Origin of the sequence: Haliea sp., assembly GCF_040221975.1 — a bacterium.
Taxonomy (GTDB): Bacteria; Pseudomonadota; Gammaproteobacteria; order Pseudomonadales; family Halieaceae; genus Haliea.
Map to the genome: position 1 here is coordinate 60691 of NZ_JAVJWR010000013.1, position 21172 is coordinate 81862.

At 64.5% G+C, this 21172-nt stretch carries 19 protein-coding genes; 8 read left to right on the top strand and 11 right to left on the bottom strand.

Annotation, left to right across the window (positions count from 1 at the left end):
* Positions 1-2: 2 nt before the first annotated feature.
* From RLO07_RS04095 to hrpA, 7 genes are all read right to left on the bottom strand, one after another.
* Positions 3-485: an STAS domain-containing protein gene (locus RLO07_RS04095; RefSeq protein WP_462290858.1), complete on the bottom strand. Its 483-nt coding sequence runs from the start codon at positions 483-485 to the stop codon at positions 3-5.
* Between the two features lie 2 nt (positions 486-487).
* On the bottom strand, positions 488-1672 hold the full coding sequence (locus RLO07_RS04100; protein ID WP_462290859.1) for a PP2C family protein-serine/threonine phosphatase: 1185 nt from the start codon (positions 1670-1672) through the stop codon (positions 488-490).
* 124 nt (positions 1673-1796) lie between these two features.
* Positions 1797-2516 carry an MlaA family lipoprotein gene (locus RLO07_RS04105; RefSeq protein WP_462290860.1) on the bottom strand — a complete coding sequence of 240 codons (720 nt, stop codon included), beginning with the start codon at positions 2514-2516 and terminating at the stop codon, positions 1797-1799.
* Positions 2517-2606: 90 nt separating this feature from the next.
* Positions 2607-3344 (bottom strand): HvfC family RiPP maturation protein, encoded by a 738-nt coding sequence (locus RLO07_RS04110; protein WP_462290861.1) that lies wholly within the window; start codon positions 3342-3344, stop codon positions 2607-2609.
* Complete coding sequence (locus RLO07_RS04115; RefSeq protein ID WP_462290862.1) at positions 3337-4194, bottom strand: HvfB family MNIO-type RiPP peptide maturase; 858 nt, start codon at positions 4192-4194, stop codon at positions 3337-3339. Before RLO07_RS04115 ends, RLO07_RS04110 begins: the two co-directional genes overlap by 8 nt.
* Positions 4194-4493 (bottom strand): HvfA family oxazolone/thioamide-modified RiPP metallophore, encoded by a 300-nt coding sequence (locus RLO07_RS04120; protein ID WP_462290863.1) that lies wholly within the window; start codon positions 4491-4493, stop codon positions 4194-4196. The genes RLO07_RS04115 and RLO07_RS04120 overlap by 1 nt, the downstream gene beginning before the upstream one ends.
* 139 nt (positions 4494-4632) lie before the next feature.
* Positions 4633-8388 (bottom strand): ATP-dependent RNA helicase HrpA, encoded by a 3756-nt coding sequence (gene hrpA, locus RLO07_RS04125; RefSeq protein ID WP_462290864.1) that lies wholly within the window; start codon positions 8386-8388, stop codon positions 4633-4635.
* Positions 8389-8480: 92 nt separating this feature from the next.
* Between hrpA and RLO07_RS04130 the strand changes: the two genes are divergently transcribed.
* The gene (locus tag RLO07_RS04130; protein WP_462290865.1) at positions 8481-8942 is read left to right on the top strand and encodes a MaoC/PaaZ C-terminal domain-containing protein; all 462 of its coding nucleotides are present in this window, start codon (positions 8481-8483) and stop codon (positions 8940-8942) included.
* A 21-nt stretch (positions 8943-8963) separates the two neighbouring features.
* On the opposite strand, the gene RLO07_RS04135 is transcribed toward RLO07_RS04130, so the two are convergent.
* Positions 8964-9470 (bottom strand): hypothetical protein, encoded by a 507-nt coding sequence (locus RLO07_RS04135; protein ID WP_462290866.1) that lies wholly within the window; start codon positions 9468-9470, stop codon positions 8964-8966.
* Positions 9471-9644: 174 nt separating this feature from the next.
* Here RLO07_RS04135 and RLO07_RS04140 point away from each other — a divergent pair, with 174 nt between their 5' ends.
* Genes RLO07_RS04140 through RLO07_RS04155 form a run of 4 tightly spaced genes read left to right on the top strand, consistent with a single transcriptional unit; the run spans position 9645 to position 16200 of the window.
* Positions 9645-10403, top strand: a complete 759-nt coding sequence (locus tag RLO07_RS04140; RefSeq protein WP_462290867.1) for an SDR family NAD(P)-dependent oxidoreductase — start codon at positions 9645-9647, stop codon at positions 10401-10403.
* 12 nt (positions 10404-10415) lie between these two features.
* Positions 10416-12434 carry a bifunctional tRNA (5-methylaminomethyl-2-thiouridine)(34)-methyltransferase MnmC2/FAD-dependent 5-carboxymethylaminomethyl-2-thiouridine(34) oxidoreductase MnmC1 gene (mnmC, locus tag RLO07_RS04145; protein WP_462290868.1) on the top strand — a complete coding sequence of 673 codons (2019 nt, stop codon included), beginning with the start codon at positions 10416-10418 and terminating at the stop codon, positions 12432-12434.
* A complete protein-coding gene (locus RLO07_RS04150) occupies positions 12431-13213 on the top strand; it encodes a glutaminyl-peptide cyclotransferase (protein ID WP_462290869.1) in 783 nt (260 codons plus the stop codon). Before mnmC ends, RLO07_RS04150 begins: the two co-directional genes overlap by 4 nt.
* Before the next feature lie 35 nt (positions 13214-13248).
* Entirely contained in the window at positions 13249-16200 is a 2952-nt protein-coding gene (locus RLO07_RS04155; protein WP_462290870.1) for an insulinase family protein, read from the top strand.
* A gap of 80 nt (positions 16201-16280) precedes the next feature.
* Here the strand turns inward: RLO07_RS04155 and RLO07_RS04160 are convergent, their stop codons facing one another.
* Positions 16281-16784, bottom strand: coding sequence for a Spy/CpxP family protein refolding chaperone (locus RLO07_RS04160; protein WP_462290871.1), 504 nt, complete (start codon positions 16782-16784; stop codon positions 16281-16283).
* Positions 16785-16955: 171 nt separating this feature from the next.
* On the opposite strand from RLO07_RS04160, the gene RLO07_RS04165 reads away from it, so the two are divergent.
* Positions 16956-17654, top strand: a complete 699-nt coding sequence (locus RLO07_RS04165) for a response regulator transcription factor (protein WP_462290872.1) — start codon at positions 16956-16958, stop codon at positions 17652-17654.
* The gene (locus RLO07_RS04170) at positions 17654-19009 is read left to right on the top strand and encodes an ATP-binding protein (RefSeq protein WP_462290873.1); all 1356 of its coding nucleotides are present in this window, start codon (positions 17654-17656) and stop codon (positions 19007-19009) included. Before RLO07_RS04165 ends, RLO07_RS04170 begins: the two co-directional genes overlap by 1 nt.
* 22 nt (positions 19010-19031) lie before the next feature.
* Here the strand turns inward: RLO07_RS04170 and RLO07_RS04175 are convergent, their stop codons facing one another.
* Complete coding sequence (locus RLO07_RS04175) at positions 19032-19784, bottom strand: SDR family NAD(P)-dependent oxidoreductase (RefSeq protein WP_462290874.1); 753 nt, start codon at positions 19782-19784, stop codon at positions 19032-19034.
* Between the two features lie 211 nt (positions 19785-19995).
* Here RLO07_RS04175 and RLO07_RS04180 point away from each other — a divergent pair, with 211 nt between their 5' ends.
* Complete coding sequence (locus RLO07_RS04180; protein ID WP_462290875.1) at positions 19996-20754, top strand: SDR family NAD(P)-dependent oxidoreductase; 759 nt, start codon at positions 19996-19998, stop codon at positions 20752-20754.
* Positions 20755-20893: 139 nt separating this feature from the next.
* Here RLO07_RS04180 and RLO07_RS04185 read toward each other — a convergent pair whose 3' ends face one another.
* Positions 20894-21172, bottom strand: coding sequence for an addiction module antidote protein (locus RLO07_RS04185; protein WP_462290876.1), 279 nt, complete (start codon positions 21170-21172; stop codon positions 20894-20896).

Consider the following 21172-nt stretch of genomic DNA (forward strand, 5'->3'; position numbering starts at 1 on the left):
CCTCAGCTGCGCTCCAGCACCACCATCAGGTCCTTGAAGCGGGCCCGGTTCTCCTCCGACAGGCCCATGAGCACCCGATGGGCTTCCACGACCTTGTCTTTCACCGCACCCTCGCTGCCCTCCACCAGGGGAATGCAGTTGATGCAGTCAGGGTTGGCGCAGGCTTCCTCATGCAATTCGAACAGGCGCTGAAAGCCCATGCTCTTGATCAGACGGGTAATGCCGGGGTTGTTGCTGTAGATCGCGGGCATGAAACCGAAACGCGCCCGCACTTCCAGCGCAAGTTTGGCCAGCAGTCCCAGAGTCGTGCTGTCTATGCCCTCGGCGCCGCAGAGATCCACCCAGACACTGGCAAAATCCGGATTGTCGAGCATCCTGTGCACGTAGTCGTCAATCGTCGTACACAACGTCAGGCGCACGTCACCGGTCAGGCGAATGACATAGGCGCCGTCCTGGCTCGCAGCAAGAATCCTGCCTTCTTCCATTTCTAACCCCGCTTGCTGATAAACAGCGCAGCAATATCGTCGGGTGCAGTTTCGACATGGTCGAGCCCAAGCCGGGTGACGATCTCCTCGGGTGACTCGGCGGTGTCCTCGAATACCTTGAGGAAATACTTTTCCTTCTCGATCAGGTTTTGCGGCGGCAGGATTTCCAGAATCCCGTCGGAGAACAACGCCAGCATGAAACGCTGCGGCAGGTCGATCAAGTGCTCTTCGTAAGACGCGTCCTCCATGATGCCGACCGCCGAACCCTCGCCGCGCAGATAGCGCGCGCCCTCTGACGACACCAGCACCGGCTGCGGTAAATGCCCGGCAACGCTGTAACGCAGCGTATTGGCGGCAGTGTCCAGCAAACCGACCACCATGGTGGCAAACTTGCCAACTTCCAGGCCCAGCAATTCCTTGTTGGCGCGCTTGAGCATGGCGACCGGGCTCAGGATGGTGTCGTCGCTGCGTCGCAGATAGTCTGACCGCTTGCGGGCAAAGAGGTTCTTCAACAGCACCGTGGCAAAGGCGGAGGAGCTGCCGTGGCCGGAGACATCGGCCATGAAGAAGGTCACGTGGTGCTCTCCCACGATGAAATAGTCGGTAAAATCACCACTCAGGTAGAGCGAGGGAATCACCGTGTGACTGAACACATATTCACCCCGGACCATGGGACTCGCCGGCAGCATGCGCAGTTGTACCTGGCGGCCCGCCTGCTGGTCCTGCTCCAGCATCTTCACGGTGCCACGCAATTCGATGTTGGCCCGTTCCAGGCGTTTGCGGGATTCCTGCAACTCGCGGCGCAGCTGACGTTGCCGCACGCAGCGCTCAATCGACTTGAGGAGGGCGTCAGTGTCTTCGACGGGGCGCACGAAAAAGTCGCTGGCGCCCAGGCGCAGGGCCGTCATCATCTTGTCCACTTCCGCCCGGTCGCTGAAGATGATCGCCGGAATCTGCAGATCCAGGTCGCGCAGTGAACGGCGCGCCTCCACCCAGGACACATCCTCCAGATCCAGTTCGCACAGAATGACGTCCAGATCCTCGTTGTTGTCGAGAAAATGGTAGGCCGCATTGACGTCGGTATACACGTCGGTGCGGTACCCGGCTGCCGAGACGATCTCTGCCAGCGCCGCCGCACGGGCGGCGTCGTCATCAATCACCAGCACATAGCCTTTGGATTCCATCATGCATTACTTGCGGGGAGCTTGCGGGCAGACACTACGCCCTTGCCGCGGGGCGGGCAACCGCTTTGCACTGTCTTTGGGCAGGATTTCACAGTTTTGCCACAAGCGTGAAAACAGCGCACGCGGCTCAAAAGTCCTCGTCCCAGTCAGCGTCGCCAAAGTCGGAAAAATTGTCTTCCAGCACACCGTCGTTCACCAGCGCACGGCGCTGCTGCAGATAGGCATCGCGGACGAAAATGTAGCGATCGCCTGACATCAATTCTTCAGCCTTGAGCAGCCTGGCCCGGGTATCGATCAGTTCGAGCCCGAACAGGGAGTTGCGAAGCCTGACATCATCAATAGTCACTTCCACCGAGGTGAATGCATCAAACACCGTACCCGTGCCACTGCGCACGGTGCGCGGACCCAACATCGGCACCATCAGGAAAGGCCCGGGAGGCAGCCCCCAGATCGCCAGGGTGTGGCCAAAATCCGTGCGGTAGGGTTCGACACCCATGCGGCTGGCAACGTCAAACAGCCCCAGCACGCCGATGGTCGAATTGAGCAGGAAGCGGCTGCCAGCGCGAGCGGCGCCGCCCGGGCGGCCCTGCAGAACCGCGTTGATGGTGGAGTTGGCATCGCGCAGGTTGCTGAAGAAATTGCTTACGCCTCTTTCTGCCGGGTCGGGCAATACCGCCTGGTAACCTTTGGCCACTGGTTTCAACAGGTACTGGTCCAGGCGTTCGTTGAACTCGAATATGGGCCGATTGAGACCCTCCCACGGATCGGGGTTGACCGCATCCTGGGCCATCGCAGGAGCAAACAGCAGCAGGCAGAGAAGGCCGAGTGTCGGTCGCAGCAATTTCATGGCAGTGCCGGTGTCGGGAAAAAGTGGCGAAATGTTACGCTTGTGCGACAGAGTGAGCAACATGGGCAGAGGGGCAAAAGTTGGCTTGTATCAGTTCAGCATTACGACAGTCCGGCTGGCAAAATCTGCCAGCTGCGCACTGCCAAAGCCGACTACCGCTTCCTGGTCCATGTTTAGCTCCGCTGCCAGCTGCCCCAACAGCTCGGCACCAGTGCCAGCCTGGTTGTCGCGGGCCAGCTCCAGCAGACGTGCCGTCGCGGCATTGAGCGCCATGAAACGGACGACATCCTCGCGGTCGCGGTAGACCACCAGGTATACCGGCTCACCGGGCCCAGAGGGGCGGTAGTCCGCTCCGATCCGATGTACCGGGAAACTGTAGGCCAGCACCCAGGCCAGCGGTGACAGCCGCACTACCGCTTGCATCGGGTCTGCCGCGACCGCCGCCGGGGGCAGATCCTCCTCCGCCACGGACAGTGCCAGTTCCACCCACTCGTAGTGAGCCAGCTCGGCAATGAATGGCGGATCTTCCGGCCCGGGCCGGTGGCGCTCCAGCAGGAAGCGCAGGAACTCCTGGCTGATCTCAAGGAAGTAGGGTGTGTGGCAGCGGTGACCGTCAATGAACTGACGCACCAGGCCGTGCCAGGCCCCATCGCTGTACAGGCTCCGCAGCACCGGGAAACCGTTACTGACAAAGCTTTCGATATTGTTGTAGATCAGGTCCTGGTAGATCTTCAGGCGACGACCTTCAACACCCGCCGGCGGTGGCAGCAACTCGGGGTTGCGCAGGTAGTCCGCCAGTGCCAACTGACTGCTGCGCAGCTCAGCCATGCGCCCGCACCTCGACACTGTCCACACCGTACCGGGCCTGCAAGCGCCGGATCTGCGCCACCTCCTGCAGCAGCTGCGGCAGGGGCGGCAGGTTAAAGTCGCGCTCCAGTAGGGTCGGCACCGGCCCGAGCAGGTCATAGGCCTCGGCCAGAAGATTCCACACCGGATCGATGACGTCGGCGCCGTGAGTGTCTACCTTGAGGTCAGGCGCTTCGTCGTAGTGACCGGCTACGTGAACATAGCGCACCCGCTCCAGGGGCAGGCCGCGCAGAAAAGCGGATGCCTCGTAACCGTGGTTGATACTGTTGACGTAAATGTTGTTGACGTCCAGCAACAGATCACAGCCCGAGGCTGCGACCACTGCGTTGATGAATTCCAGTTCACTCATGGCAGCGTGGGGCTGGGCGTAGTAGGAGGCATTCTCCAGCGCGATGGGGGCACCGATGACATCCTGTACCTGCTGCACGCGCTCGGCGACATGGCGCACAGCCTCATCGGTAAAAGGTATCGGCAGCAGATCGTACAGGTGCCCTTCAGCGGCGCACCAGCTCAGGTGTTCGCTGTACAGGCTGACTCCCAGTTCATCCATGAGCGCACGCACGGCGCGCAACAATTCCTTGTCGAGTGGGTCCGGCCCGCCAATGTCCAGGGACAGGCCGTGAAATACCAGCGGGCAGCGCTGCACCAGTTCGCGGAACTGGCGGCCATAGCGGCCGCCGACGCGAATCCAGTTCTCCGGCGCCACCTCCAGAAAATCGACCGCTCCCTGGTCCGCTGAAAGCAACGGACCCAGCAGGGCCCGCCGCAATCCCAGGCCCGCTCCTGCGGGCTCGGTGTTACTGCACGGCATCAGGCGCCGCCGCACTTCCCTTCACCACACTTGCCTTCGCCGTCCTTGCCTTCGCCATCTTTTTCACCGCACTTGCCTTCACCGCACTTGCCTTCGCCTTCCTTCTCGCCGCACTTGCCTTCGCCACACTTGCCTTCGTGGTCGCCTTCACCGTGAGAGCCATAGTTTGCGAGGTTGTAGCCGGTATTGAGCTGTTCCGCCGCAAACGGGTTGGCTTCCGCAGATGCCATGGGTACGACCGAGCTGGCCAGAAAAGCTGCGCCGAGCGCGAGCGCGAGGGGTTTTTTTGCTTGTGCCATAATCAATATCCTTTTTTGGAATGGACGTAACTGCAAACAAAGCCGGCGACGACGCGATGCGCCGACCACCTGTGTTCTGACTCAGTATTGACGAGGAAGGTTCCCTGCGCCCAACTGCACATTGGCACTATTTCACAAATCAGGCGACCAGGCCACCGTCTGGATGAGCGTCGAGCCAGGCCTGTACTGCCTGCCACTGCTCCTGCAGGCGCTTGTCCGAGACCGGCACCCGGGTACCCAATTGCTGGGCATACAGCGACACCCGGAACTCCTCCAGCATCCAGCGGTATTGCCGCGCCGGTGCGCACAGGGCCAGCAGTCCCGGCCGTCGGGCGCAGGCTTCGTGCAGGGGAGACGCCAGGCGCTGCAACATTTCGCGTTGGCTGGTGTCCCGGGGTAGCTGGCCATTGAGCCGCTCCAGGCGCTGTTGCAGGGCTTTCATGTAGCGTGGGTACTGGGCCAGCCAGTCCTCCGGGGTATCGCGCTGGAACCCGGGCTGCCACAGCGCCGCCAGTTGCTGGCGCATGTCGTCGAGCGCCGCGGCCCAGGATGCACCGGTATAGCGGGCCAGTAGTGGCTGTATCTCCGCCAGCGGCTTCAGGGCGCTCAACAGATTGCGTTCCAGCTCCGTGGCCCGCCCCGTCACCTTGCCACTGCGCGCCAGCAGTGCCTGGAAGCCGGGCTCATCCCGCGGCAAGGCATCGTTGAGCTCTGCCACCTGGACCCAGGCCGCATCAATCAGGTCATCGACCAGCGGCACCCGTTCCTGCCCCGCCGCCGCCAGCAGCAGGCTGGTCTCGTTGCCCAGCAGCAGCTGCTTGCGCAGAAACTTGACCTGCTGCTTTTGTTGCAGCCGCAGCAGCCGCAGCACCCCCAGCCTGTGCTGCAACAGCGCCTGACCGGGATAATCGCACAATTCCACCGCCACCGATTCACCCTTGTCCACCAGCGCCGGCCAGGCGGCGATCTCGGTGCCAGCCTGGCGGAAACGCCACTCCTCGGGGAGCGCGCCGATCGTCCAGCTGGTGAGTCCTTCGCGGGCGGGACTGTCGGCACTGGCCGAGGTGATGGTCTGGCGGGTGTCGCTGCGGAACTCGTGCACCAGAGCCGCCAGATCCCGGCCCTGGTTCAGCAGTTTGCCATCGGCATCGACCACCCGGATATTCATCCGGTAGAAGGGGTCGAGCTTTTCGATCTGCAGGTCCTGCGCCTGCACGGTGACCCCGCCCAGCCGGGACAATACCCGCGCCAGCGCGAGGCAAAGATCCTCATCCGCCGGCTCCAGCAGCGCCAGGGCGCGATCCACCGTGTCCGGCACTGGCACCAGCTGCTTGCGCTTGTCCTTGGGCAATCCCTTCACCAGCGCAATACACTTGTCCCGCAGCAGCCCGGGCACCAGCCACTCGAAGCGAAACCGGGGCACCCGATTCAGCAGACCCACGGGCACCGTCACCGAGACGCCGTCTGTCGCCTGACCCGGCTCGAACTGGTAGCTGAGGCGGAATTCCGTGTCGCCCCAGCTGAGCCGGTCCGGGAATTGCTGTCCCAGGCCTGAACCCGGGTCCCTGGCGAGCAGCCGTTCGCGAGGCACCCGCAGACTGGCATCCGCTCCCTCCGTGGCCGCCAGCCAGGCACGCAGGCGGTCTGCGGTAGTGATGTCCGCAGGCAACCGCTCGTCGTAGAAGGCAAACAGGACCTGCTCATCCGCCAGCAGATCCCGGCGTCGGGCCTTGGCCTCAAGGTCCTCCAGGGAGCGCAGGAGCTTCAGGTTGTGTTTCAGGAATCCGGGGTGGCGCGGGAAACGCCCGGCAATCAGGCCCTCCCGTATCAGCAGCTCCCTGGATTCTGCCGGATTGATTGGCCCGTAATGCACCGGCCGCTTGTCCGCCACGGTCAGCCCGTAGAGGGTAACCCGCTCCCAGGCCATGGCCCGTCCCTGGCGCGCCTCCCAGCGCGGCTCGTAGTGGTGAAACTTGAGCAACTCGGGGTTGATGTCCAGCACCCACGCCGGATCGATGGTGCCGACCGTGCGCGCAAAGACCTTCGAGGTTTCCACAATTTCCGCCGCTACCAGCCACTTCGGACGCTGCCGCCCCAGGGCGGAGCCGGGGAAGATCTGCAGCTTGCGATTGCGGCTGCCCAGGTACTCGCGATCCTCCTGGTGCTGGGCAACGTTCGAGAGCAATCCCGCCAGCAGAGCCCTGTGCACCGCGTCGTAGCTCTCCTCTTCCACCGCGGGTAGCGAGGCCGCTGGATGCAGGCCCAGCTGGCGACAGCTGATCCGCAGCTGCGCGTGCATGTCGCGCCATTCGCGCAGGCGCAGGAAAGAGAGGAACTCGCGCTGACAAAGCTTGCGCAGCTGACTCTGGCTCAGGGCCTGGCGCTGTTCTTCATAGTAACGCCACAGCGCCAGCCAGGCCATGAAGTCCGAGCGTGGATGGCGAAAGCGCGCGTGCATCTGGTCCGCCTGGGCCTGCTTGTCCGCGGGCCGCTCGCGCGGGTCCTGGATCGCCAGCGCCGCCGCAATCACCAGCACCTCGTCCAGGCTGCCCTGATCCTGTGCTGCCAGTACCATACGCGCCAGCCGCGGATCCACCGGCAGCCGCGCCATGCGCTTGCCCACCGCGGTGAGCTTGCCGCGAGCGGTCACCGCCCCAAGCTCCTGCAGCAGCTTGTAGCCGTCGCGCACCATGCGCGGGTCCGGCGGGTTGATAAAAGGGAAACGCTGCAACTCGCCCAGGCCCAGCTGCAGCATCTGCAGGATGACCGCCGCCAGGCTGGTACGGAGAATTTCCGGGTCGGTAAATTCCGGCCGCGAGCGGAAATCGGCTTCGGTATAAAGGCGAATGCAGACGCCGGCGGCGATGCGGCCACAGCGACCCTGGCGCTGGTTGGCACTGGCCTGGGAGATGGGCTCAATGGGCAGCCGCTGCACCTTGGTGCGGAAACTGTAGCGGCTGATCCGGGCCTCACCCGGATCAATCACGTAGCGGATGCCGGGCACGGTCACGGAGGTTTCAGCCACGTTGGTGGCCAGAACCACCCGCATGCCCCGCCTGCGCTTGAGATCGAACACGCGGTTCTGTTCAGCCTGGGTCAGGCGGGCGTAGAGCGGCAGCACTTCCAGCCGCTCCTGGCCACGCAACTGCCGGGCCAGCTCGCGAATATCGCGCTCACCGGGCAGGAACACCAGAATATCGCCGCGCTCACCGAAGCGACCCGCCTCGATGTCACCGACCAGGCCCACGATCTGCTCCTGCAACCCCAGGTCCCGGTCCTCTGCGGGATCCAGGTAGACCGTCTCCACCGGGTAGCTGCGACCCGACACCTCGATAACGGGTGCATCGTCAAAATGGCGGGAAAAGCTGTCGACGTCGATGGTGGCGGAGGTGATGACCAGTTTCAGGTCCGGGCGCCTGGGCAACAGCTGTTTCAGATAGCCAAGCAGGAAGTCGATGTTGAGGCTGCGCTCGTGAGCCTCGTCGATAATAATCGTATCGTACTGGCGCAGGAGCCGGTCGTGGCGGATTTCCGCCAACAGGATGCCGTCTGTCATCAGCTTGATCGCGGAGGCGTCGGACACCTGGTCAGTGAACCGCACCTGGTAGCCCACTGTCTCCCCCAGCGGCACCTGCAGCTCGTCGGAGATGCGCTGGGCGACCGTTCGCGCCGCCAGCCGCCGCGGCTGGGTATGACCGATGCGGGCCTCGCGACCGCGCCCCAGTTGCAGACAGATCTTGGGGATCTGGGTGGTCTTGCCGGAACCGGTCTCGCCGGCAATGATCACCACCTGGTGGGTGCTGATCGCCGCGGCAATGTCCTCCCGGCGCTGCACCACAGGCAGTTCCGGGGGAAAAGTGATCGGCGGAATGGCGCGAGCCACCGCTTCCGGCATTGCTATGCTCCTGCGGGCTGGACTTCAGGGTATTTGGGGACCGCTACACTAAGGTATCATCGCGCTTTCAACAATCCCCGCAGGTCCCCAACATGCCCGAGGTACGCAACCACACTTTCGACGAACTCAGTATCGGCCAGCGGGCGGAGAGCAGCCGCACGGTCACCATGGAGGACGTGCGCCTGTTCGCCGCCGCCTCGGGCGACCACAATCCGCTGCACCTGGATCCGGCCTACGCCGCCAGCACCCGCTTCGGCGGCTGCATCGCCCACGGCATGTTCAGCGGCGGGCTGATTTCCGCCGTCCTGGCCATGCAAATGCCGGGGCCGGGCACCATTTACCTGGGCCAGTCGCTGGCATTCCGGCTGCCGGTGAAAATCGGCGACACCCTGACAGTGCAACTCACGGTGGCGAACAAGGAACCGCGGCGGCGCCAGGTGACCCTGGACTGCCTGGTCCTCAATCAGCACGGAAAGAAGGTGGTTACCGGCACCGCCGAGGTGATTGCGCCGGCGGAACGGGAAACGGTGACGATTGCCGCGGCGCCCGGCTGAGGCCAGGCCGCCACCGGGAAGTCAGGCCTGGGGCGATGCCGGCGCGACTTCAGACTCCGGGGCAAACTGTTCCGGGTCCAGGTACTGCAGGCGCAGCTCAATCGAGCCCCGGGTTTCACTGGAATCGACCCCCAGCACCATGACGTTGACTTCGCCGTCCTCTTCGGTGGCGGCCGTCAGCCCGAAAATGACGTTGTCGGGGTTGTTCTCGTCCGAAAACACCTTGATGTCCTTCTCCGCCCGCAGGGCATCACTGAGTTGCGCCACCAGCATTGCCAGGCTGCTGCGGAAAGCGCCAAAATTCAGCTTGCCGCGAAACTCGGTGTGATCCAGGGCAACATCGAACCGGACCTGGGAGCGATCCTCCATCTGCACATTAGTCAGATGCACCGACCTGCCGGCAGCCATGTCGCGAAACACATTCTTGGCCTCGGCGCGCCGGCTTTCCAGGAATGCCTTGTACAGCAGGTTGACGGCGATAGTCAGGAACTTGTCCCGGGGGATGGTTTGACTCTGGTTCTGCGCCATGGAATGCCCTCTCACATCAAGGGGCGCAAGTCTACTGCCTGCCCACGGCAAAAACCAGCATCGGCCCCCCACGCCAGCCTCTCCGCCAGGGGCAATGGCTCCCCGGGGAGCGATCTGCTAGTCTCTTGCGGCGGCATACCCCCACGACAACCCCATCAGAACAAGAGCACAACCATGACCAGCAATGCAGCGAACTTCGATTTCAGCGGCGCCAGAGTACTGGTGACGGGTGGCACCAGCGGCATTGGCGCCGGCATCGCCGCGGCCTATCTGGCGGCAGGTGCCGAAGTCACTATCACCGGCACCCGGGCCGACGCGACCGGCTACGACGCGGACCTCTCCGGCTATCGCTACCTCCAGCTTGACCTGGAAGACATGGCGCAGATCGATGCAGTGGCCCAGGCGCAGACGGAGCTGGATGTGCTGGTCAACAATGCCGGCATCGCACTGCCCGCCATGGGCCTCGACGAATGGGATCCGGACAACTTCGCGCGCGCCATCAACATCCACCTGGTGTCGGGCTTTCGCCTGGCCCGGGGCTGCCGCGATGCGCTGCGGGCGAGCGGGCTTGCCGGCGGTGGCTCTGTCATCGGCGTTGCCTCCATGACCTCCTACTTCGGGATCGGCATGCTTCCTGGCTACGGTGCCGGCAAGACCGGCCTGCTGGGTGCAACCCGGGCAATGGCGATGGAATGGGGCGCTCTGGGCATTCGCGCCAACTGTGTCGCCGTGGGGCTGTGCGAGAGCCGCATGACCTCGGCGACCATCGCCAACCCGGAGTGGTCAGCGCCGACTCTGGCCCGCACGCCACTGGGCCGCCATGGCGTCCCCGGGGATGTGGCCGGGGCGGTACTGTTCCTGAGCAGCGCCCAGGCCAGCTGGATCACCGGGCAGACCCTGCCAATCGACGGCGGCTACAGCGTCGCCGGTTGACAGGACAGGGACATGCAGCGCGCCAACACGCCGTGGCAGGCCTTGCCCGGTCCCTCACTGCGCTGGCGGGGAGAGGACACGCCATTTTCAGAGAGCTTCGATGACTTCTACTACTCCAGTGACAATGGCCTGGCAGAGGGCCGCCATGTGTATCTCGCCGGCAATGACCTGCCGGAACGTTGGCAGAGACAGCGCGCAGACCGGTTTGTCGTGGCCGAAACCGGTTTCGGCACCGGGCTCAACTTCCTCCTCACCTGGCAGGCATGGCGGGCCCGCACCAGGGCGCCCCATGGACCACGACGATTGCACTACCTGGCGTTGGAGAAATTCCCGCTGGCACGCGCGGACCTGCAACGGGCGGGAGCCGCGTGGCCAGAACTGGCGCCCCTGCTGACGGAACTGCTGGCACAGTATCCGCAGCCACTGCCCGGGGTACACCGGGCCCTGTTCACTGCAGACGAGGTGACCCTGGACCTGTGGTGGGGCGATATCGAAGCGGTGCTGGACGATCTCGGCCACCATCGCAGGCCACTGGTGGATGCCTGGTACCTGGACGGCTTTGCCCCGGCGCGCAACGCCGCCATGTGGCGACCGGAACTGTGGCCGAAAGTCGCGGCACTCAGCCGCCCGCAAGCAACATTCGCTACCTTCACCGCCGCCAGCGCGGTAAGTCGTGGCCTGGCGGCGGCCGGTTTTACACTGCGCAAGGTTCCCGGTTTCGGCCCCAAGCGGCAGCAGATGTGCGGGCAACTCAGCAGCCGTCCGCCCTTGCCACCCTTGCAGGGTACGCCCTGGGACCTTGCCTGTCCCGAACAGGAAACTCCTGCGGAGGTGCTGATCATCGGCGCCGGGCTCGCGGGCTGCCACACCGCCGCCGCCCTCGCTCGCCGCGGGATCCAGGCCACGCTGCTGGACCGGGGCGCGGTGGCAGCCGAAGCCTCGGGCAATGCCCAGGGCGTGCTCTACACCCGCCTGTCTCACCGCCATTCGCCCCTGACGGACTTTGCCCTCGCCAGCTTCGACTTCGCCAGCCGGCAGTACCGCGCGGGCTTCAGCGCCGGCAGTCTGGTCCCGGGCACGGACGGTGAACTGTGCGGCAGCTTTCACCAGGTCGCCAACTCCGAAGAACTCGCGCGCATGGCACCGCTGCTGCAGGCGCTGCCGCAACTGGCGCAGGTACTGGACGCCGACAGCGCCGCAGCCGTACTGGGTATCGCCCAGGACAGCGCCGGTTACTGGTACCCGAACTCGGGCTGGATGTCCCCACCGGCGCTGTGCCGTCATCTGCTGCGGCATCCGTTGATAACCCTGCGCGAGGGCTGCGGTCCAATCCGCCTGCAGAGGGTGGACGATGCCTGGCAAGCCCTGGGCGCTGAGGGCACGCTGGCCCGTGCGTCAGTCGCGGTAGTGGCCGCGGGCACACAGTGCGGCGAACTGGCCTCGCTCGACTGGCTGCCACTCCGCGCCATCCGTGGCCAGACCACCCAGTTGCCACCGCTGCCCGCGCTGGTGGCATTGCGCTCGGTCCTCTGTCACAGCGGCTACATCGCCCCGGCGACCACCGAGGGACACTGTATCGGCGCCAGCTTTACACCGGACGACACGGATCCGGAACTGCGGTGTCGCGATCGGGTCCAAAACCTCGAACAGCTGGCAGCAGCGCTGCCCGCAGTGGCGGCATCTTTGGCGGACCTTGCAGACACTGACCTGCCCGGGAGAACGGGTTGGCGCTGCGCCAGCCCGGATTATCTGCCGCTGGCAGGGCCGGTGCCGGATCGCGACGCATTTGTTCGTGACTATGCCCGGCTGCGGGACAACGCCCGCACCGACATTCCGCGAGCCGGCAGGTATCTGCCGGGGCTGTACCTGAACACCGCGCACGGCTCTCGCGGGCTCACCTCGACACCGCTGGCGGCGGAACTGCTGGCGAGCCAGATATGTGCGGAGCCGCTGCCACTGGAGCCGGAGCTGGCGAGAGCACTGGCGCCGGCACGCTTTATCATTCGCGATCTCGGGAGAAACCGCATTTGAACAGGTCGTTCGTGTGCTGCGGATTGCTGTTGTGGCTGCTGGCCACGCCGACTGCGGCAGTGGAGCAGTTCAGCTATCGAGTGCTGGAACAAAAGCCCCTTGTTGCCAACAGCTTTGTTCAGGGTCTGCAGATTGTGGACGGTCACTTGTATCTCAGCACCGGTCTCTACGGCCAGTCGCGCCTGCTCCGCTACCGGTTTGCAGACGGTGAACTGCTGGATCAGCGACACCTGCACCCGCGCCTGTTCGGGGAGGGCCTCACAGTCTTCGACGACAGGGTGTTCCAGCTGACCTGGCGCGCCCGGCGCATGCTGGTCTATACGCGGCAGGATCTGAGCCCCGCCGCCGTATTTACCCTCCGCGGCGAGGGCTGGGGCCTCACCGACAACGGCCGCGAGCTGATTTACAGCGATGGCAGTCACCATCTGCATTTCCTCAACCCTGACAATGGGCGCCACCTGCGCAGCGTTGCCGTCACCCAGCAGGGTCGAGCCATCGCGCGCCTGAACGAGCTGGAATGGATTGACGGCAAGGTCTGGGCCAATGTCTGGCAAACGGACAGCATCGTAATCATTGATCCCGACAGCGGCGAGGTGACCGCCAGCGTTGACCTCAGCGGCCTGCTGCCGTCGTCGGAACAGCGCCCGAATACTGACGTACTCAACGGCATCGCCCGCAACCCCGCGGACGGCGGACTCTGGGTGACCGGCAAGAACTGGCCCTGGCTCTACCGCATTGAACTGGTGCCCGCCGCAGCAGGGACGGCGGAATCGCGCTAGAATACGGCCCTCACTTGCGACCAATCAGGACCAGCATGAACCAGATTACCCCGGCAGCCGTCAGCCATGCCGCCTTTCGCCTGCTGCGCAGCCACGAAATCGAGTCCCTGCAATTGCGGGTGGATCAGTACCAGCACCAGGTCACCGGCGCGATGCATTACCACCTGGCTGCAGACAGCAGCGAGAATGTGTTCCTGGTGGCGTTGCGCACGGTACCGACGGACTCCACCGGCGTCGCCCACATCCTTGAGCACACTGCCCTCTGCGGCAGCGAACGCTACCCGGTACGGGACCCGTTCTTCATGATGCTGCGGCGCTCACTGAACACTTTCATGAATGCCTTTACCAGCAGCGACTGGACCGCCTACCCCTTTGCCAGCCAGAACCGCAAGGACTTTGCCAACCTGCTGGATGTCTACCTGGACGCGGTCTTTTTCTCGCGCCTTGACCCGCTGGACTTCGCCCAGGAGGGCCACCGGGTAGAATTTGCCGAACCCGGCAACCCGGACAGCGAGCTGGTATTCAAGGGCGTGGTATTCAATGAAATGAAAGGTGCCAGAAGTTCAGTGCCCAGCACCCTGTGGCAGACTTTGTGCGAGCACCTGTTCCCCACCACGACCTACCACTACGACAGTGGCGGCGATCCCGAGCAGATACCCGATCTGAGCTATGCGCAATTAAAGGCTTTCTACCAGAGTCACTATCATCCCAGCAACGCCATCTTCATGACTTTCGGTGACATACCGGCCCACGAGCACCAGGCCGTGTTCGAGGACCTTGCCCTGCAGCACTTCCAGCGCCTGCCGGAACGTATCGAAGTGCCGCTGGAGCGCCGCTACAGCGAGCCGCGCCGGGTCGAGCGCCCCTATGCCCTCGATGATTCCGGCGATACCGCGCGCAAGACGCACATCGTCATCGGCTGGCTGCTGGGAGAAAGTACCGACTTGCAGCAACTGCTGGAAGCGCAGCTGCTGACCAGCGTGTTGCTCGACAACAGCGCCTCACCGCTGATGCATGCGCTGGAAACCACCACCCTCGGCCAGGCCCCCTCCCCCCTCTGCGGGCTTGAGGACTCCCAGCGCGAGATGGTCTTCAGCTGTGGCATTGAAGGTGGCGAGGCAGACTCCGCCGATGCCCTGGAAGCACTGGTACTCGGGGTGATCGAAACCGTGGCCCGGGAGGGTGTGGCGCCGGCACAACTGGAGGCTGTGCTGCACCAGCTGGAATTACACCAACGGGAAATCAGCGGCGATGGCTTTCCCTACGGTCTGCAAATTATCTTGCAGGCCCTGAGCCCCGCCACCCACCATGCGGACCCGGTCACGGTACTGGACCTGGACCCGGTGCTGGCCACGCTGCAGGAGAACATACGCAACCCGGACTACATCAAGGAGCTGGCCCGGCGACTGCTGCTCGACAATCCGCACCGCGTCACGCTGGTCATGACACCGGACACCGGGCTGTCGGCGCGGCGGCTGGCGGCGGAAGCAGAACGGCTGGCGGCCCTCAAGGCTGGCATGAGCGAAGTCGACAAGCAGGGTGTGATCGAGCTGGCGCAGAAGCTGGAGCAGCGCCAGCAGCAGACCGGGGACATGAGTATCCTGCCCAAGGTTACCCTGGCCGACGTGCCCGCCAGTCTGCCTGAACTCGAATTCCGCGAGCAGCAACAGGATGGCCTGACCCTGACCACCTACCGCCAGGGCACCAATGGCCTGGTGTACCAGCAACTGGTCAGCCCGCTGCCGGCACTGGATACTGCCACAATTGGCCTGTTGCCACTGTACACGCGGGTCCTGACCGAGGTCGGCCTCGGCAGCGAGGACTACCTCGCCGTACAGCACCGCCAGGCCGCGACCGTCGGCAGCATCGGCGCTGCCACCTCCCTGCGCAGCGCGGTGGATGACGAGCAGCAGCTGCAGGGGTATTTCACCCTCTCCTCCAAGGCGCTGGCACGCAACAGCGAAGCCCAGATCGCACTGATGCAGGACAGCTTGCAGCGGGTCCGTTTCGATGAACGCGGACGCCTGCGGGAACTGGTAGCACAGGCCCGGGCGCGACGGGAACAGTCTGTCACCGGCAATGGTCACGGGCTCGCCATGACGGCCGCCAGTGCCGGCATGAGCCCGCTGGCACGGATCAACAACCAGCTCGGGGGCCTGGAGGGGATCCGCTCCCTGAAAGCCCTGGATGACAGCCTGGCCAGCGACAGCAGCCTGCAGGACTTTATCGGTTGCCTGCAGGACATTCATCGCGCTGTCACCGGCATGCCACCGCAGTTGCTGGCTATCGCGGATGAGCACGCTATCGACGCGGTCAGTCGGCAGGCACTGTCAGCCTGGGGCGCCACCGCCCACCCGGATTCCAGCGGGACTCCGTTCAGTGCAGAGCCCGTACGCGAAGCGCGCCGCGAGCTGTGGATCGCCAACACCCAGGTCAACTTCTGTGCCCGGGCCTATCCCACGGTACCTGTCGGCCACCCGGATGCAGCGGCCTTGACCGTGCTCGGCGGCTTCATGCGCAACGGCTTTCTGCACCGCAGTATCCGCGAGCAGGGTGGAGCCTATGGCGGCGGCGCCAGCCAGGATTCCGGCATTGCTGCGTTCCGTTTCTATTCCTACCGCGATCCGCGATTGCTGGACACGCTGGCAGACTTTGACCGCGCCATTGCCTGGATGCTGGAGTCCCGCCACCAGGACAGCGCGCTGGAGGAAGCGGTGCTGGGCGTGATAGGCAGCCTGGACAAGCCCGCCTCCCCCGCGGGCGAAGCGCGACAGCATTTCTATCAGCGCCTATTCGGTCGCAGCCACGAACAGCGGGAAGCCTTCCGCCGCGCCATCCTGGGCGTAACCCTGGAAGATCTGCGGCAGGTTTGCGACCGCTATCTGGACCCGGCCAGGGCCAGCACCGCGGTCGTGACCAGCCGCAAACAGCAGCAAGCGCTGGGCTCCGCAGTATCCGAGCTGGGCCTGAAGATCGAGGTCCTCTAGGGCTGCCGCCACACAATGCAATGCGACCCGAGGCCGGCCTGAGGGGCCGGACCCGGCTCGCTGGGCAGTAGCCCCGGCGCTCAGCTGTCGCTGGCTTCCAGGCCGCGACGCTCCTGCTTGCCACCTTGCCCGGCAGATTTCTTGCCGTGTTTGCGCCCGTGCTCCCCACGCTGCGCTTCCATGGCTTCGAGCTTGCCGCGTTGATCCTCATCCAGCAGCGCGTGCACTGCAGCGCGGGTTGCGGTCATGCGGTAGCTGCTGCGCGCCGTGATCTGGCCCAGCTCATCGGCCAGGGCCCGGGTGGCGTCAGCATCGAAGCTGCCGACCTGTGCCCGCAGCTGCTGCTTGATTTCCCGCATGCGCTCATGGTCCGCGGCGCCCGCTGCGCGAGCCTCGGACATCAGTTCGGCAACGCTGGCCTGCTGCTCTTCACTCAGGTCCAGGTGACGGCTCATTTTACCCAACATGCCCTCGGAAGCACCCTCCCCGCCCGGCCATGCCGAGACCGGGCCGGCAACGGCGGCAGTGGCAAGGACCAGCGCCAGGGCACCGGCGCGAAAAACTGTCAGTTTAGGTGTTTGCATGGAATCTCTCCGGTTGGCTGAACACAGGAACAGTATGGACAGAATTCCGGTAAGGGTGAGCCGTACAAGGGTTAATAACTGTAAAGAAGCGTAGCCGCCGGTTATCACAGCATGGCTTTTCCACCTCGATAACCCCACACTACAGGCGACTGCAAAACCAGAACGGCGGCCATGGCAGAGTCCCTGTTGATCATTGATGACGACCGCGAACTGTGCGCCCTGCTGCGGGAGTTCCTGCAGCTGGAGGGCTTTGTCGTGGCCAGCTGTCACGACGGGCGCGAAGCCCTGCAACGCTGTCGGCAGGAGGCATTTGACGCAATCATCCTGGATATCATGCTGCCGGGCGTGCAGGGTCTGGAAGTGTTGCGCAAGCTGCGCGAACAACTGGACACGCCGGTGCTGATGCTGACTGCCCGCGGTGAGGATACGGACCGGATCATCGGCCTCGAACTGGGCGCCGACGATTACCTGCCCAAACCCTGCAACCCGCGGGAGCTGGCGGCGCGGCTGCGCGCCATCCTGCGCCGTGGACGCGGCACGGTTCCCGGCAGGGATGCCGAGCTGCGGGTGGGTCTCACTCATCTCAACAGCGCCGACCGCAGCGCCTCCTGGAATCAACGGGACCTCGAGCTGACCAGCGCCGAGTTCAACATCCTGCTCACATTGCTGACCCACGCCGGCAGCGTGGTGGACAAGGAGTCACTGAGCCGCCAGGCCCTCGGCCGCCCGCTGTCGGCCTATGACCGCAGTGTCGATGTCCATGTCAGCAAGATCCGCAAGAAATTCGCCGCCTGCGGCGCCGACAATCCGATTGTCAGCATCCGCGGCGCGGGCTACCAGTTCACTGTCTCCGCCGCGGAAGACAGCTGATGCCGACAGCCTCCCTGTTCGGGAAAGTGTTCCTCGGTTTCTGGGTGGTTACCATCGCCATGCTCGGCAGCTGGTTGCTGGCCGGGCACTATCTGGACTCCCTGCTGCCGGATGAAAACCGGACGCGCCACGGCGACGGACCGCCACGCTTTGTCATGCGCCTGCTGTACGACCTCCAGAATCAGCCCGATAAGCAGCTGGCGCGGGTCATCGCCGAAGCGCAGAGCGCACACAAGGTGCAAGCCTGGTTGCTGAATGCCAGCGGCGAGGATGTGCTCGGCCGACGCGTGCCGGAAAACGTCGCGGCAGCGGCCGCGCGCCTGGATCACAGTGGCCGACGCGCTTTCCTGCGCGACGATGGGCACCAACTTGTAGCGCATCAGCTCTATCGCGAGGACCTGGGGCCAATGCGCTCGGTACTGGTATTCAAGCCCAGCCGCTCGCGCCTGGTGCACGCCCTTGGCAGCAATCTGTGGTTGCGGGTAGCACTGGCGGTACTGGTGTCAGGCCTGCTGTGCTACCTGCTGTCGCGAGTGCTGACCCGGCGCCTGGGCGGCCTGCGCCAGGCCGCGGGCAAGCTCGCCGCCGGTGACCTGTCCGTGCGCCTGGCGGTGCGTGAACAGGGCGGCGATGAAACCGACGATCTGGCCCGGGATTTCAACCGCATGGCGTCGCAGCTGCAACAGCGCATCGATACCCAGCGACGCCTGCTTGTGGACGTGTCCCATGAATTGCGCTCACCGCTGGCCCGGCTGCGGGTCGCATTGGCCCTGGCGGAGCAGAACCCGGCCACGGCCGCCCCGCAGCTGCAGCGGATTGAACGCGAGGCCACGCGCCTGGACGACCTGATTGCGGAACTGCTGGGGAGCCAGGGCGGTGCAAGCAGCATGGACGAACACATTGACCTCGTGCCCCTGCTGCGGGACCTGTGCACCGACGCCAGCTTCGAGGGGCGCGAAAACGGGATTGCGGTAAACCTGCAATGCGGCTGCAAACAGGCGCTGGTACTGGGAGACGGCGGGTACCTGCGCAAGGCCTTCGACAACGTCGTCCGCAACGCCCTGTACTACAGCCCGCCGGACACAGAGATCACTGTCGCTGCCCACGCCAGCGGCGGCGCATTGACGGTGACCATCCAGGATCAGGGGCCGGGAATTCCCGTCGCCGAGCTGGAGCGGGTATTCGACGAATTCTACCGGGTGGATTGTGCCCGCGCCCGGGAGACCGGCGGCTACGGCCTTGGCCTCGCGATCGCCCGCCGCGCCATCGTCCAGCACGGCGGCAGGATCACCGCCACCAACACCCATCCGGGCCTGCGGATGGAAATCATACTGCCACTGTTTGACCAGAGCTGAGCCGACGGCCCCGGAACCGGTTTTAGCCCAGGAACGCCTGACCGCCGTCCAGGGCAATACTCTGGCCGTTGACGTAGCCGGCACCCTCGGAGCACAGCAGGGCGACAAAGCGGCCAATATCCTGCTCGCAATCACCTATCCGGCGCTGTGGTATCTGGGCGAAAAACGCCTCCGCCTCCGCCGGGTCGCGCTGCAGCCACCACTCCAGCGCCGGTGACAGCGCGTGCGGCAGGATAGCATTGCAGCGAATGTTGTCCGGGCCCCACTCGCAGGCCGCGGCCCGGGTCAGGGAGCGGATCGCCTCCTTGATTCCGGCGTAGACACCGTAACCCGCCATGTCCCAGCGCTTGGCTGCCGAGCTCCCCAGGTTGATGATTACTCCGTCGCCCTTGAGGTGGGGATAGCACAGTTTCATCAGGCGCAGGGTTGCCATGGGGCCGGACTCCCAGCCCGCGGTCACTGCCTCGTCGGTCACTTCCAGCAGCCGTCCCAGCGGCACCTCCTGGGCGTTGTTGACCAGAATATTGAGCGCCCCCCAGCGGTCGATAACGGCGTCGACACAGGCCTGCAGCGAGTCGGGGGACTTCACCTCGCACACCACCGCCAGTGCCTCGCCACCGCGTCCCCTGATCTGTTCCGCCGTCGCTTCCAGCTTGGCCAGGGTGCGCCCGCTGACAGCCACTTGCGCACCCTGCGCCGCCAGCGCCAGGGCAATGCCCTGGCCAACCCCTTGTCCGGCGCCGGTCACCAGTGCCACTTTTCCCTGCAAATTCATCAGCTCTCTCCGCCATTCATGTGACCTCAAGCATACCGCTACCGACCCTGCCGCAACAGGGCGAGCACAGGCTGCGGGGGCCGCCTCGCAGGCTTTCCCGCGACCATACTGCCATGTTGTACCCGGCTGTGGATGTTGTCGCCGGGGCACTGATGCGGCGTCACATTCGCGCTACCATTCGCACCATTCACCGCGAACACAGGAGCAAGCCATGGGTATTCTCGAGGGCAAGATCGGCATCGTCACCGGAGCCGGCCAGGGCATTGGGCGGGCTATCGCCCAGTGTTTCGTCCGCGAAGGGGCCAGGGTCGTGGTCGCTGACTTCAATGCCGAATCCGGCGAGGAAACCGTTGCCGGCATAACGGCAATGGGCGGCGAGGCCCTGTTTGTCCATGGCGACGTCAGCGACGAAACGTCAGTAAAGGCGATGGTGGCTGCGGCCGTCAGTGCCTGGGGGCGGCTGGATATCGCCTGTAACAGCGCCGCCCTGAGCCGGGGTTCCGGCCCCATCCACGAGTACACTCGCGAGGTCTTCGACCAGACCCTGGAAATGTGCCTGACCAATACCTGGCTGTGCATGAAGTACGAGATTCCGGCGATCCTGGCCTCGGGGGGCGGCGCCATCGTCAACATCTCCTCCAACGCCTCGCTCAAGGGCCAGGCCTTCAATACGGCCTACGCCGCTGCCAAGGGTGGGGTGAACATCCTGACCAAGAGCTCGGCCGCGGAGTACGGCGGCCAGGGCATCCGCATCAACGCCGTGTCACCGGGAGTCATCCGCACCCCGGGGCTGGAGAAGTATTTCACCGAACAGCCGAAAGTCGCAGAGCAATTGAAGAACGTGGCGGTGCTGAACCGCATCGGGGAGCCGGAAGAAGTTGCCGAAGCAGTCGCCTTCCTGTGCAGCGACCGCGCCTCCTTCATCACCGGCCAGATCCTGTCCGTGGACGGCGGTGGCGCAGTTAGGTAGCGCCATTGTAGGAGCCCGCTCTGCGGGCGATCACGCACGGACAAGGTGAATGGCCGCGCAGCGGACAGAGAGGGTGGCCTGGGCCACAAGGTGAATGGCCGCGCAGCGGACAGAGGAGCTAGCCTGGGCCAGTGGGCTCCTAAGCCGCGACCGAAAAATGCACACCCAGCGCGCGCATCAGACGGTGGATGGTGTCCCACTTCGGCTGCACCTGGCCATTGATCACTTTGTAGAGACTTTCTCGGTTGAGCCCAGCTGCTTCAGCAACCTGGGCTACACCCCTGTGCTTGATGGCATGGCCCAGGGCCACAACAAAGACGGCAGGGTCATCATCTTCGTAGGCATCGGTCAGATATTGGGAAAGCTCCTCTTCTCCCAGCAAGTGGTCAAAAGGATTATATTCGGTCAGTTTAGTCAT